Raw genomic sequence first — 12,922 nt, 5'->3', positions numbered from 1 at the left:
CGCGCGGTCGTGGCACGCTACCCGCCATATCGCCCGCGATTGATGGCTAAAGCGCGCGGCTTACGACTAACGTCGGACTGTCTGCCGTAGCGGACCGTTTTGTCCGATTGCTATCTCGGCCTTCACGGGTATGCGACAGCTCCTTCACTTTTGGACGACGCCGTCTTATCGAAGATGCGCGGCACAGGCCGAACCGCCTGACCATTCCAAGAATTCGGAGCTCCCCATGAAACACCTCCTCGCACTGGCCATCCCATGCGTATTGGCTGCCGCCTACGCCGCGCCGGCGCATGCCGAAGACACCGATGACCGCTTCCAGCTCCGTCTCGGCGCGATGAACGTCGACAACGACAACACCATCCGCGGCAATACCCTGGTGGCGGGCAACAACGTGTCGGTCAACGAAGACTTCAAGCTCGGCGGCAAGGAATGGGAGCCGCGCGTCGATGGCGTGTTCCGCATCAGCACCCGTCAGCGCCTGATCTTCGATTACTTCAAGTACGACAAGGATCGCCGCGAAACCCTGACCCAGGACATCAGTGGCGGTGGCGTCACCGTGCCGACCGGCAGCTTCATCAAGGGTGAGCTGAAGTATCAGGTCGCCACCCTGGTATATGACTATTCGGTCATCGATTCGCCGGAATTCAGCCTGGGCCTGCAGATCGGCGCCGAGTACGCCAAGGTCGAAGCCAATGCATACGCGGATCTGGGCAGCGTCTTCAGTGGCGACGTGCTGGACGAAAGCGAAGATGGCGCTGCGCCGGTGGTCGGCATCCGCTTCACCGCACGTCCGAGCGAGCATTGGCTGTTCAACGTGCAGGGCCAGTACCTCAACACCAGCTGGGGCGACTTCGGCGATTACGACGGCGACCTGAGCCGCGCCAACGCGATTGCCGAGTACCGCTTCACCAAGAACTTCGGCATCTTCGCCGGCTACGACTGGTTCAGGCTCGACGTCGACCAGCGCGGCAGCGACGGCCTGATCGGCCTGAAGCAGGAGTTCAAGGGCCCGGTTGCAGGCGTGACGCTCGCGTTCTAATTTGCACGCAACGTTGCACCAAAAGGCCCGCTTCTTGCGGGCCTTTTGTCTTCCTGTGATGCGCCGCGACGGCGTTGGGTAGAGCTCCGAGGCGACGCATCCCAATCGCCGCTGCCTGCGCAGCCTCGGCACCTGCTTTGGCTGCCTGCGGCATGCGCACGAACTGCGCCGCATCCTGGCATTGCGACAAATCCCCCGTCATGACCGGGTCCTCACCCTCCTGCGCCTCTGCGACGTGCCGTGGGACGACAGCGCAGACCATTAGCACGCACAGCATTCCGCAGCGCATGCAGTGCCTCTCCGTGGGAGCGGCCGCACCGCCTGACCGACCGTGCCGCTCGTCCTGGCGGCACGCCGCAACGACAACGCCCCGCGCAGGGCGGGGCGTTGTTTGCCATGCAGCAGATGCCAGCGCCTACTTCTTCTTCGGGATATACAGGTCGGTGATGGTGCCGTCGTAGACCTCCGCGGCCATGCCGACCGATTCGCTCAGGGTCGGATGCGCGTGGATCGTATGGCCGATGTCTTCGGCTTCGGCGCCCATCTCGATCGCCAGGCCGATCTCGGCCAGCAGGTCGCCGGCATGCACGCCGACGATGGCGCCACCGATCACGCGGTGGGTGTCTTCGTCGAAGATCAGCTTGGTAAAGCCTTCGGTGCGGCCGATGCCGATCGCCCGGCCACTGGCGGCCCACGGGAACTTGGCCACGCCGACCTTCAGGCCCTTGGCCTTGGCCTCGGTCTCGGTGACGCCGACCCAGGCGATTTCCGGGTTGGTGTAGGCGACCGACGGGATCACCCGCGCCACCCATTCCTTCTTCTCGCCGGCAGCCACTTCGGCGGCCAGCTTGCCCTCGTGGGTGGCCTTGTGCGCCAGCATCGGATTACCAACGATGTCGCCGATGGCGAAGATGTGCGGCACGTTGGTGCGCATCTGCCGATCGACCGGGATGAAGCCGCGCTCGGTCACGGTGACGCCGGCCTTGTCGGCACCGATCTTCTTGCCGTTGGGCGTGCGGCCTACCGCCACCAGTACGCGATCGTAGGCGGTCGCCTGCAGACCTGGCTTCTCGCCTTCGGTGGCCGCTTCGAACGACACCGTGATGCCGCTGGCGTCGGCCTTGACCTCGGTGGCCTTGGTCTTGAGATGGACCTCCACGCCCTGCTTCTTCAGGCGATCGGCCAGCGGCTTGACCAGGTCCTTGTCGGCGCCCGGCATCAGCTGGTCCATGAACTCGACCACGGTGACCTTGCTGCCGAGCGCGCTGTACACCGTGGCCATTTCCAGGCCGATGATGCCGCCGCCGACAACCAGCAGGGTCTTTGGAATGTCGTGCAGTTCCAGCGCGTCGGTGGAGTCCATCACGCGCTTGTCGTCCCATGGGAAGTTGGGCAGCTTCACCGCCTGCGAACCGGCGGCGATGATGCAGTGCTCGAAGCGCAGCAACTGGGTCTTGCCGTCGTCGCCGACGATCTCCAGCTCGTTGGGCGAGACGAAGCTGGCCACGCCGGTGACGGTGCGCACCTTGCGCTGCTTGGCCATGCTGGCCAGGCCGCCGGTGAGCTTGCCGACCACTTTTTCCTTGTACTCGCGCAGCTTGTCCAGGGTGATCTTGGGCTGGCCGAAGTCCACGCCGAAATCGCCGGCATGCGCCACTTCGTCGATCACAGCGGCGGCATGCAGCAGCGCCTTGGACGGGATGCAGCCGACGTTGAGGCAGACCCCACCCAGGCTGGCGTAGCGCTCGATCAGCACCGTGTCCAGGCCCAGGTCGGCGGCGCGGAACGCGGCGGTATAGCCGCCGGGGCCGGCGCCGAGCACCACCATCTTGCAGTCGATATCGGCCGGCTTGCCGCTGGCCAGCGCCGGCTTGGACGGCGCCGGTTCGGCCGGAGCGCGATGCGACGGCGTCACCGGCGGCTTGCTGACGGGTGAGGCGGCGGGCGCTGCAGCCGCAGGCGCGGGCTTGGTGTCGGCCTTGGCCGGCGCAGCCGTTGCGGCGGCCTCGCCCTCGGCTTCCAGCAGCAGCACTAGCGCGCCTTCGGACAGGGTGTCGCCCACCTTGACCTTGAGCTCCTTGACCACGCCCGCGGCCGAGGACGGCACTTCCAGCGTCGCCTTGTCCGACTCCAGCGTCACCAGGCCCTGATCCTTGACCACGCTGTCGCCGACGGCGACCAGCACTTCGATGACGGGGACATCGCTGTAATCGCCGATGTCGGGAACCTTGATTTCAATGACCGCCATTTGCTTCTCCTGTGGCTCAACCGGCCGTGCCGGCAAGCGTCTGCTGGAGTTCGTCCAGCGACGATTCGATTTGGGTCCAGCGCTTGTCGCGCTTCTTTTCCTTGCTTTCGCTGGCTTCGATCAGCAACGCGGCCTGCTGCAGCAGCAACTCGCCGACGCCGCAGCTCGGGCGGGTGCCGCTGTAACGCACGCCATCGACCTGAAACGAGAGCACTTCGCCCTCGCTCACCGGCGCGCTGCGACCGGTGGGCGCCAGTTGCGTCAGTGCGCCGGTCCAGTTGCTGACCAGGCGCCTGGCCAACGCTGCCGGAATCGGGATCTCGACCGTTTCCGGGGTCTGCTCGGTGCGGAACTGCACGCTGCCGCGATCGCTCTGGCTGACCCAGCTGTAGACGCGCTCGTCGGCGCGGCTATGCCGCAGGGTCCAGTCGACACCGTCCTTGCCCGCTACCAGCGACACCCCGCTTTCCACGCCCCGGGTGGGCAGCGTCAGCAACGACAGGCTCGGCCTGGTGCCGGCGTCGAGCAGCGTGGTCACCGCGGTGCCGTAGTTGCCCACCGCTGGCGGCCAGCCGCGCCCGAGCGTGCTCTGGCACTCGCGTGCTGCCGCGGATGTCCACGGCAGCACGCCCAGCAGGGCGAACGTCAGCAGCACTGCTCTCACAGCAGGACGCGGCGCATGTCGGCCAGTACCTGACTGAGGTAGGTGGTGAAGCGTGCGGCCAGCGCGCCGTCGATGACGCGGTGGTCGTAGCTCAACGACAGCGGCAGCATCAGCTTGGGTGCGAACTCCTTGCCGTTCCATACCGGCTGCATCGCCGACTTGGACACACCCAGGATCGCCACTTCCGGCGCATTGATGATCGGCGTGAACGCCGTACCACCGATGCCGCCGAGCGAGCTGATCGAAAAACAGCCGCCGCTCATGTCGGCCGGGCCGAGCTTGCCGTCGCGCGCCTTCTTCGCCAACTCGCCACTTTCCTGCGCGATCTGCAGCACGCCCTTCTTGTCGACGTCGCGGATCACCGGCACAACCAGGCCGTTCGGGGTGTCGGCGGCAAAGCCGATGTTGATGTACTTCTTCAACGTCAGGTTTTCGCCGGCCGCATCCAGCGAGGCGTTGAACTCGGGGAACTTCTTCAACGCCGCGGCGCTGGCCTTGACCAGGAAGGCGAGCATGGTCAGCTTGATGCCGGCCTTCTCGTTTTCCTTGTTGAGGGCCACGCGCAGGGCTTCCAGATCGGTGATGTCGGCCGATTCGAACTGGGTGACGTGCGGAATCATCGCCCAGTTGCGCGCCAGGTTGGCACCGGAAATCTTCTTGATGCGCGACAGCGCCTGGGTCTCGGTCTCGCCGAACTTGCTGAAGTCCACCTTTGGCCAGGCCAGCAGGTTCAGGCCATTGCCGCCACCGGCCGGTGCGGCCCCGGCTGCGGCGGGCGCGCCGCCGCTGAGTGCGGCCTTGACGAAGCGCTGCACGTCCTCACGGGTGATACGGCCGCCCTTTTCGCTGCCCTTGAGCTGGTTCAGATCCACGCCGAGCTCGCGCGCAAACACGCGCACCACCGGGCTGGCGTAGGCCACCTTGGACGGCAGCACGCTGTCGGCGTCGAAGGTCACCGGCGGGCTGGACGGCTGACCGGCCGACGGCTGGCCGCCCTGCGCAGGCTGCGACGCCTCGCTGGACCGCGCGCCCTGCACCTGCGCGATCTCGCGCTGGGCCAGCTTGTCCGGTACCGCGGACACGGCGACCGGCTCGACCTTGCCGGCGGTTTCGGCGGTCTCGGTGGTGGGCTTGGCCGGGGACTGCGCCGCACCGGCGCCGCCATCGCTGGCAGCGATGATCGCCACCACATTGCCCTGCGAGAGGGTGTCGCCCACCTTGACCTTGAGTTCCTTGACCACACCGGCGGCCGAAGACGGCACCTCCATCGTGGCCTTGTCCGATTCCAGCGTGACCAGGCTCTGGTCCTTGGCGACGGTATCGCCGACGGCGACCAGCACCTCGATCACCGGGATGTCGGTGTAATCGCCGATATCGGGCACGCGGGCCTCGATCAGGCCGCCTTCCGAGGACGCGGCAGGCGCAGCCGGTTCTGCCTTGGCGGCAGGCGCCGGCGCGGCAGCGGGCGCAGCCTTGGCCGGGGCGGCGGGAGCGGCGGCGGGTGCAGGCGCGGCGGCGGTTTCGGCACCGGCGTCGGCCACTTCGATCAAAGCCACCAGCGCGCCCTGCGACAGCGCATCACCGACCTTGACCTTGATCTCCTTGACCACGCCGGACACCGACGAGGGCACTTCCATCGTGGCCTTGTCCGATTCCAGCGTGACCAGGCTCTGGTCCTTGCTGACCGTATCGCCGACCGACACCAGCACCTCGATTACCGGGACATCGCTGTAGTCACCGATATCGGGGACAAGTGCTTCCTTGATTTCGGCCATACGGGAACTCCGGCAACAGAATGGGGAAACCCCTATTGTGGCCGGCTGCGGGCCGCAGCGCCAACCATTGCCGTGGAAAAAATCGCGCACCGGACGGGATGCAGCGTTCGCCGGTGCATGCGCCGGATCATTTCGACGCGCGTCGATCGACCCGCAACAGTTGCAGTGGCTCGCCCGAGGGCAAACGATACGCCAGCGCATTGTCCAAGCCGTCGAGCGCTTCGACCCGCGCACACAGGTCTTGCGCGCGTGGCCGCAGCGCACGCGCCTGCGGCTCGATCAGGCGCTCGATGCGCGTTTCCACCCCCTCCAGCGACCGCAGCTGCAGATCGTTTCCGGTCAGTGCCGACTGCACCGCGCCGGCGACGACATCGCCGATCAGCTGCGGCAGCAGTTCGGCCACCATCGCGCCGATGTCGTCATCGATATCGATCGAGGTGAGCTGGTGCTTACCGAAGCTCTGCTTCAGGCGCGTGTCGATCTTTTCGCGCACGGCCGCCAGTTGCACGCGCGTGGCCTCGGGACTGCGGCTCAAGCCGGCCGCCACCTCGCCCAGCGCGGTGACGGCGATATCGGCCGCTTCCCGACCGACCTCCTGCGCCAGCGGCACCACCTCGCGGGTCTGCCGCTCGAACTGGATCAACCGGGCGCGATCGTGCGCGCTCACCGCGACCCAGCGGTCGTCGACGAACAACGCGCCCTGGCGCATCACCAGCCGCTGCGGCGTACCCGACGCGCGGATCAGGATCACGCTGCGCGGGTTGAGCGTGAGGTCGTAGTCGCTGCTGACGTTGCAGTGCAGATCGTCGGCGCTGGCGGCCGGTACGGCAACCAGCAGGCCCAGCAGCAGGCCCGCTGCCATCGGTAGTGCGTGCTTGATCGCCATCTGGTCGCTTCCGTTGATGCGTTGGCTGCAGCATGCCTGCACGAGAGCGGCACTTGCCCGTGCCGGACGCTGGCATGACTTCCGGCCAGTGGCTGGACCCTGACCAACACGGCCGGCGCTGCAGTGGTGACAGGTGTCGGCCAACTCCGCCACGACGCAGGCACATCGCTCGCACGCCGCCATTCGCTGACGTCTTCGATCATCGATTGGTCGCGGCGATCCAGCGTCGCTAATCCAGCGCGTCGCGCAGCGGCTGCCAGGCCGCGCGCAGCCGTGGCAGCGACCACGCTGCATTGGCCGGGCTGGTGGACGGCAACGCCCACACCGGCACCGTGTGCAGTGCGAGCGGCAGCAGCGGCTGCACATGGCGGCGCCATGCCTGCGCGGCGGCCGCACCGTTGCAGGCGACAGCGCGCAGCTGCGGCAGCGTTGCCAGCTGTGCCGCCAGCGGGTTGACCACGATGCTGCTGGCGACGATGGCGGTGTCCAGGCTGCCGCGCCGCTCGCATTGGCCGATCACATCCCACAGGCCGACCCTGCAGCCGGCCAGCGCCTGCAGGCGCGCCGGATACGCCAACCCGGCATCGATGCCCAGCAGTTCCTGCATCAGCGGCCAGAAACGGTTGCGCGGATGGGCGTAGTACATCGCCACATGCAACGAGGTGTTGCCCGGCATCGAGCCAAGCACGAGGACACGGCACTCGTTAGGAATGTGCGCTGGAAGGCCCTGCAACAGGTCGGTTTTCGTCACGGCGATCGCATCTGCGTGAATGTCTTTTTCAGCTTGCCTGTTGCAGCCACGGCCTTCTCCGGAAAGTTGCTGAACAAACGAAATTTTAGCGAGCCACGGGTGGGCGTGGATTCAGATTTTCAGGAATAGCTTTGGCGCGGCCCACTCCACGGGCCTAACAAGAACACTGAGGAGACCCCCAATGCGTGCCATTTCCATCCTGAGCCTGGCTGCCGTATCCGCACTTGCGTTTGCGCCGTCGGCATTTGCACAAGACACCACCTACACCGGCGACACCTCCTCGGCTTCCACCAGCGCTGATAGCGCTTCCGGAAAGCATTGGGCAGTGGTCGGCGGTGTTGCTCTGATCAAGCCGAAGAACGACCCGGCTCCGGGCCTGGACGTCGACGGCGGCCCGGCACCGACGCTGAGCGCCAGCTACTACATCAACGACAACTGGGCCGTTGAGCTGTGGGGCGCTGCCGACAAGTTCAACCACCGTGTCAACGCCGATGGCGTGGGCAAGATCGGCACCGTCGAGCAGCAGCCGATCGCCATCAGCGGCCAGTACCACTTCGGCCAGGCCGATAACGTGTTCCGTCCGTTCGTGGGCGTGGGCTACTACGAGTCGAACTTCAGCAACGAGAAGATCGACGCGGCGTCGGCCACCGGCCAGCACGTGGGCCTGGACACCGCCAAGGGTGTCATCGGCACCGTCGGCGTGGACATGAACATCAACTCCACCTGGTTCGCACGTGCCGACGCCCGCTACATGCGTTCGCGCCCGGAACTGCGCGTGGGCGGCCAGGGCACCGGCAGCGAGCTGGAACTGGATCCGTGGACCGTCGGCTTCGGCGTCGGCGCGCGCTTCTAAGCACGCCGGCAAGCGACGTTCCAGTCGAACAGAAAACGGGCCGCAAGGCCCGTTTTTTTATGCGCTGAAATCGTGGCGCCGCATCCACTTCGGAGCACCGAATCTCGCGCGCGATCTGTGAGAGAGCGCTGCGTGTGCTGGGTGGCCCGCCCGCGCCCGTGCCCATTGCATACCGGTGCGAGTGCGGGTGATGCGGGTGACAGTGAAGCATCGACATTCGCTGATGTACAAGCGCGGGCTCAGCGCCAGTAGACGCTGCCGCGCAGGCGCGCGCTGCGCCAGCGCCACCACAGCAAGGTGGCATAGGCGAGCGCATAGCCGAGCAATACGCCGGCCGCGCCCAACAGGCTGGCGTGACTGAGCCACCCTTCCGTGGGCCAGGCCACCCCCTGCCAGGTGCTGCGCCACCCCTGCACCATGCCGGCGATCACGCGTACCACCACCAGCGCGGTCAAGGCCAGCACCAGCCACAGGTTGGGCCGGTAGAACAGCCCCTGCTGGGTGCGCTCGAAGCGGGTCAGACGCAGTGCCAGCAGCCCCAGCGCCAGCCCGCAGGCCCAGCCGAAGGCGGCATGGCTGATCGCGCCGGGCCAGAACGCGGCGGCGATCAACACGAAGATCACGAACAACACGGTGGAAAGCCCGGCCGAGACCAGATTGATCATCAACAGCCAGCCGCGTGCCTGCCGCCGCGCGGTGCCGACGCGAAAGCGCTGCACCAGCGACAACGGCAACAGCACCGCGAACACCGCCAGGGCGATGATCACGGCCAGCGGTATGGCAAGGAGAAGTGGCATCGGATGCTCGATGGCGGCGAAGGGTGGCAGCACAGCCCGTGGCGATCGGGCGTCAGGTGGCGTGGGAGGTTGTGCAGTCACCGGCGTATCGGCGTCGTACACGCCGATGCCGAGCACCGCTCGCGCGCCTTGCGGTGAGCGCAGTGGTGTTGTCAGGCGCCCTTAGAACGCCGGCAACACTGCGCCTTTGTACTTCTGCTCGATAAACGCCTTCACTTCCGGGCTGGTCAAGGCCTTGGCCAGCTTCTGCACGCGCGGATCGTCCTTGTTGTCCGGGCGCGCCACCAGGAAGTTCACGTATGGCGAGTCCTTGCTTTCGATCGCCAGGGCGTCGCGGGTCGGATTGAGGCCGGCGTCGAGTGCGTAGTTGGTGTTGATCAGCGCCAGATCGACCTGGTCGAGCACGCGCGGCAGCATCGCCGAGTCGAGCTCGCGGAACTTCAGCTGCTTGGGGTTTTCGACGATATCGCGCTGGCTGGACAGGGCGTTGCTGGGATCCTTGAGTTTGATCACGCCCGCCTTGTCGAGCAGGATCAGCGCGCGGCTGTTGTTGCTCGGGTCGTTGGGAATCACCACATCGGCGCCGTTGGGCAGCTCGGCCAATGCCTTGAACCGGCGCGAGTAGGCGCCGAACGGCTCGATATGCACGCCGATCACGGTCACCAGCTGGCTCTTGCGGTCGCGGTTGTAAGCGTCCAGATACGGCTCGGTCTGAAAGTAATTGACGTCGATCTGCTTCTGCACGACCTGGTCGTTGGGCTGCACGTAGTCGTTGAACACGCGCACGTCCAGCTTGACGCCCTGCTTGGCCAGCAGCGGTTCGACCACCTCTAGGATCTCGGCATGCGGCACCGCGGTGGCGGCCACCGTCAGCGTGTCGCCGCCGCTGCTGCCACCGCTACCGCCACAGGAGGCCAGGGCCAGCGTGGCCGCAGCCAGGAGGGAACGAAACGCGAATGTGCTCATGTGGGGGTCCGTGGGAGGAGGAATGCGGCACTGCCGCAAGCGCTAAACCTAGCAGACCGCGGGTGTAGCGGCGATCGGCAGGCCCGTGTTTCTTGCATGGCCCTGTGCGCGCCACGGCGACACGCGGTCCCGATCGACCTCAGCGCCGGCTGTAGCGCGCCACCAGCCGGTCGCCCAGCATCTGCAGCAGCTGCACCAGCACCAGCAGGGCGATCACGGTGATCAGCGCGACATCCGAATGCGAGCGCAGATAGCCCTCGCGGTACGCGACATCGCCCAGCCCGCCGGAGCCGATCGCACCGCCCATCGCGGTGAAACCGATCAGCGCGATGGTGGTCACGGTGGCGCCGGCGATCAGGCCCGGGCGCGCTTCGGGCAGCAGCACGCGCACCACCAGCTGGCGGGTGGTGGCGCCCATCGCCTGGCTGGCTTCGATGATTCCACGGTCCACTTCGCGCAAGGCGGTTTCCACCAGCCGTGCGTAGAACGGTGCGGCGCCGACCACCAGCGGCAGGATCGCGCCGCGCACGCCCAGCGAGGTGCCCATCAGCATCAACGTGAGCGGAATCATCGCGATCATCAGGATGATGAAGGGCACCGAGCGCAGCAGGTTGATCAGTGCCGCGAGCGCGCCGTACAGCACCGGGCGGCGGCGCAGCTGCGGCGCACCGCACAGAAACAGCGCCACGCCCAGCGGCAGGCCGATCAGCAGCGTCAACGGCAGCGCACCGGCCAGCATCAGCAAGGTATCGAGCGTGGCCTGGCCGATGTCGCCCCACTTGGCGGCGTCCAGATTGCGGAAAAACCCGCTTGTCGCGGCGATCGACAGAGTCATACGCGCAGATCCTCCACTTGCACGCCGGCGGCGACGAAGCCGGCGCGTGCCGCGTTATGGTCGCCGCCGGTCAGCGCGACGATGAGCTGGCCATACGGGGTGTCCTTGATGCGGTCCACGCGCCCGGACAGGATGTTGTAGTCCACCCCGGTCTCGCGGGCGATACGGCCCAGCACCGGTTCGTAGGTGCCGTTACCCAGGAAGGTCAGCCGCACGATGCGCCCGCCCACCGCAGCGAAGTCGCGATGCAGTTCGGCTTCGTCCACGTGCTCGGCCTCGGACACGAAACGCCGGGTGGTGGCGTGCTGCGGGTGCAGGAACACCTCGGTCACCGGGCCGGTTTCCACCAGCTTGCCGGCATCCAGCACCGCGACGCGGTCGCAGACGCGGCGGATCACGTCCATCTCGTGGGTGATCAGCACGATGGTAAGGCCCAGCTCGCGGTTGATCTGCGCCAGCAGCTGCAGCACCGAGGCGGTGGTTTGCGGGTCCAGGGCGCTGGTGGCCTCGTCGCACAGCAGGATCTGCGGCCGGGTGGCCAGCGCGCGCGCAATGCCCACGCGCTGCTTCTGCCCGCCGGACAACTGTGCCGGATACTTGCTGGCATGCTGCTCCAGCCCGACCCGCGCCAGCAGCTCGGCCACGCGCGCATCGACCTCGGCGCGCGGGGTGCCGGCCAGTTCCAGCGGAAACGCCACGTTGCCGGCCACGGTGCGCGAGGACAGCAGGTTGAAGTGCTGGAAGATCATCCCGACACGCCGGCGCAGCGCGCGCAGGCCCTGGCTGTCCAGCGCGGTGACGTCCTCGCCGCCGATCAGCAGCCGCCCGCCGCTGGGTTCTTCCAGCCGGTTGATCAGCCGGATCAGCGTCGATTTGCCGGCACCGGAGTGGCCGATGATGCCGAACACCTCGCCGGGGCCGATCCGCAGATCGAGTGGATGCAGCGCCACGATCTGGCGACCGTCAACGGAATAAGACTTGTGCAGGCGCTGAAACTGGATCACCGCGCGTGGCCGATTGGGGGGCCGTGAAGCCTACCAGTCAATGTTTGCGGACGATATTCCATTGAGTTCTAAGTTAGGGATTCGGGAGTCGGGATTGGGGATTCGTCACAGCCAAAGCGCCTTGCCGTTGCTCTGGCGAATCCCAAATCCCGAATCCCCAATCACGGCTTATCCAGCGACATCGGCAGATCCCCCTGGCGAATCCGCTCCCGGCGCAGCAGATACAGCCCGCTGGCGACGATGATGCCGGCGCCGGTCCAGGTCCAGCTGTCGGGCAGGGTCTGCCACAGCAGCCAGTCCCAGCCGATCGCCCAGACCAGGCCGGTGTATTCCAGCGGCGCGATCATCGAGGCCTCGCCGCGCAGGAAGGCCTGGGTCAGCGCGATCTGCCCCAGCGCGCCGGCCAGGCCCATGCCGGCGATCAGCCAGGCGTGCTCGCCCCGCAACGGCACCCAATCGGGAATGGCCAGCAGGCCGGCGCCGACCGCCATGAACAGCAGGAACCACACCACCATCGCCTGCGGGGTGTCGGTGCGGGTCAGCAGGCTCACGCTGATGGCGGCGATGGCATAGGCGGTCGCCGCCAGCAGCACCATCAGCCCGGGCAGCGAGACCAGCCCGTCCACGCCCGGGCGCAACACCACGATCACCCCGATCAGGCCGATGCCGATCGCGGTCCAGCGCCGCGGGCCCACATGCTCGCCCAACAATGGCACCGACAGCGCCGCCACCAGCAACGGAGCGACGAAATACAGCGTGTAGGCGGTCGACAGCGGCATGCGCTTCAGGCCGTAGACGAAGCAGCCGATCATCACCATGCCCAGCGCCCCGCGCAGCAGGTGCAGGCCCCAGCGCACCGGCACGATCGAGCGCGGGCCGGCGGTGGCAAATACCCACACCAGCACGAACGGCAGCGAGGCGGCGCCCCGCAGCAAGGTGACCTGCAGCGGCGGGTAATGCGCCGACAGCAGCTTCATCGCCGCGTCCATCAGCGAGAAGCAGGCCACGGCGGCCACCATCCAGGCAATGGCGGGAAGCGGAGAGCGGGTGGTAGGCATGGACCATTATCGCTGCGCTTGCGCGCAGACTGCCAACCGTGTGTCG

The 12,922-nt window shown here is 66.9% G+C and carries 12 protein-coding genes; 2 read left to right on the top strand and 10 right to left on the bottom strand.

Going from position 1 to position 12,922, the window contains the following annotated elements; genetic code table 11:
- Positions 1 to 226: 226 nt before the first annotated feature.
- A complete protein-coding gene (locus tag FHT09_RS01160; protein ID WP_166774001.1) occupies positions 227 to 1,039 on the top strand; it encodes a hypothetical protein in 813 nt (270 codons plus the stop codon).
- A 415-nt stretch (positions 1,040 to 1,454) separates the two neighbouring features.
- On the opposite strand, the gene lpdA is transcribed toward FHT09_RS01160, so the two are convergent.
- The 5 genes from lpdA to FHT09_RS01135 all read right to left on the bottom strand — a co-directional run bounded on the left by lpdA (position 1,455) and on the right by FHT09_RS01135 (position 7,384).
- Positions 1,455 to 3,287 carry a dihydrolipoyl dehydrogenase gene (gene lpdA / locus FHT09_RS01155; RefSeq protein WP_104605950.1) on the bottom strand — a complete coding sequence of 611 codons (1,833 nt, stop codon included), beginning with the start codon at positions 3,285 to 3,287 and terminating at the stop codon, positions 1,455 to 1,457.
- A gap of 16 nt (positions 3,288 to 3,303) precedes the next feature.
- Positions 3,304 to 3,951: a hypothetical protein gene (locus FHT09_RS01150; protein WP_104605951.1), complete on the bottom strand. Its 648-nt coding sequence runs from the start codon at positions 3,949 to 3,951 to the stop codon at positions 3,304 to 3,306.
- The gene (locus FHT09_RS01145; RefSeq protein WP_104605952.1) at positions 3,948 to 5,726 is read right to left on the bottom strand and encodes a dihydrolipoyllysine-residue acetyltransferase; all 1,779 of its coding nucleotides are present in this window, start codon (positions 5,724 to 5,726) and stop codon (positions 3,948 to 3,950) included. The genes FHT09_RS01150 and FHT09_RS01145 overlap by 4 nt, the downstream gene beginning before the upstream one ends.
- Before the next feature lie 127 nt (positions 5,727 to 5,853).
- Positions 5,854 to 6,612 (bottom strand): DUF2884 family protein, encoded by a 759-nt coding sequence (locus FHT09_RS01140; RefSeq protein ID WP_104605972.1) that lies wholly within the window; start codon positions 6,610 to 6,612, stop codon positions 5,854 to 5,856.
- Between the two features lie 229 nt (positions 6,613 to 6,841).
- Positions 6,842 to 7,384: a DNA-deoxyinosine glycosylase gene (locus FHT09_RS01135; RefSeq protein WP_104536377.1), complete on the bottom strand. Its 543-nt coding sequence runs from the start codon at positions 7,382 to 7,384 to the stop codon at positions 6,842 to 6,844.
- Positions 7,385 to 7,544: 160 nt separating this feature from the next.
- Here FHT09_RS01135 and FHT09_RS01130 point away from each other — a divergent pair, with 160 nt between their 5' ends.
- The gene (locus FHT09_RS01130) at positions 7,545 to 8,216 is read left to right on the top strand and encodes an OmpW family outer membrane protein (RefSeq protein WP_016901022.1); all 672 of its coding nucleotides are present in this window, start codon (positions 7,545 to 7,547) and stop codon (positions 8,214 to 8,216) included.
- A 239-nt stretch (positions 8,217 to 8,455) separates the two neighbouring features.
- On the opposite strand, the gene FHT09_RS01125 is transcribed toward FHT09_RS01130, so the two are convergent.
- The 5 genes from FHT09_RS01125 to FHT09_RS01105 form a co-directional block, all read right to left on the bottom strand.
- Positions 8,456 to 9,013 (bottom strand): DUF1453 domain-containing protein, encoded by a 558-nt coding sequence (locus FHT09_RS01125; RefSeq protein WP_104536378.1) that lies wholly within the window; start codon positions 9,011 to 9,013, stop codon positions 8,456 to 8,458.
- Between the two features lie 162 nt (positions 9,014 to 9,175).
- Complete coding sequence (locus FHT09_RS01120) at positions 9,176 to 9,979, bottom strand: MetQ/NlpA family ABC transporter substrate-binding protein (protein ID WP_053045905.1); 804 nt, start codon at positions 9,977 to 9,979, stop codon at positions 9,176 to 9,178.
- Positions 9,980 to 10,118: 139 nt separating this feature from the next.
- Positions 10,119 to 10,814 carry a methionine ABC transporter permease gene (locus tag FHT09_RS01115; protein ID WP_104605953.1) on the bottom strand — a complete coding sequence of 232 codons (696 nt, stop codon included), beginning with the start codon at positions 10,812 to 10,814 and terminating at the stop codon, positions 10,119 to 10,121.
- Entirely contained in the window at positions 10,811 to 11,818 is a 1,008-nt protein-coding gene (locus FHT09_RS01110) for a methionine ABC transporter ATP-binding protein (protein WP_104605954.1), read from the bottom strand. Before FHT09_RS01110 ends, FHT09_RS01115 begins: the two co-directional genes overlap by 4 nt.
- 161 nt (positions 11,819 to 11,979) lie before the next feature.
- Entirely contained in the window at positions 11,980 to 12,876 is an 897-nt protein-coding gene (locus FHT09_RS01105) for a DMT family transporter (RefSeq protein WP_104605955.1), read from the bottom strand.
- Positions 12,877 to 12,922 lie beyond the last annotated feature (46 nt).

Origin of the sequence: Xanthomonas sp. CFBP 8152 (assembly GCF_014199025.1) — a bacterium.
GTDB classification, from domain to species: Bacteria; Pseudomonadota; Gammaproteobacteria; order Xanthomonadales; family Xanthomonadaceae; genus Xanthomonas; species Xanthomonas arboricola_B.
The sequence above is the reverse complement of the archived record's forward strand: the minus strand, read 5'-3'. Positions and strand labels throughout refer to the sequence as shown.

What these genes read in the sequence shown, in the direction of transcription:
- FHT09_RS01120 (WP_053045905.1), bottom strand. Translation starts at nt 9,979, where the DNA reads ATGAGCACATTCGCGTTTCGTTCCCTCCTGGCTGCGGCCACGCTGGCC.
- FHT09_RS01115 (WP_104605953.1), bottom strand. Translation starts at nt 10,814, where the DNA reads ATGACTCTGTCGATCGCCGCGACAAGCGGGTTTTTCCGCAATCTGGAC.
- FHT09_RS01145 (WP_104605952.1), bottom strand. Translation starts at nt 5,726, where the DNA reads ATGGCCGAAATCAAGGAAGCACTTGTCCCCGATATCGGTGACTACAGC.
- FHT09_RS01125 (WP_104536378.1), bottom strand. Translation starts at nt 9,013, where the DNA reads ATGCCACTTCTCCTTGCCATACCGCTGGCCGTGATCATCGCCCTGGCG.
- FHT09_RS01160 (WP_166774001.1), top strand. Translation starts at nt 227, where the DNA reads ATGAAACACCTCCTCGCACTGGCCATCCCATGCGTATTGGCTGCCGCC.
- FHT09_RS01130 (WP_016901022.1), top strand. Translation starts at nt 7,545, where the DNA reads ATGCGTGCCATTTCCATCCTGAGCCTGGCTGCCGTATCCGCACTTGCG.
- lpdA (WP_104605950.1), bottom strand. Translation starts at nt 3,287, where the DNA reads ATGGCGGTCATTGAAATCAAGGTTCCCGACATCGGCGATTACAGCGAT.
- FHT09_RS01140 (WP_104605972.1), bottom strand. Translation starts at nt 6,612, where the DNA reads ATGGCGATCAAGCACGCACTACCGATGGCAGCGGGCCTGCTGCTGGGC.
- FHT09_RS01105 (WP_104605955.1), bottom strand. Translation starts at nt 12,876, where the DNA reads ATGCCTACCACCCGCTCTCCGCTTCCCGCCATTGCCTGGATGGTGGCC.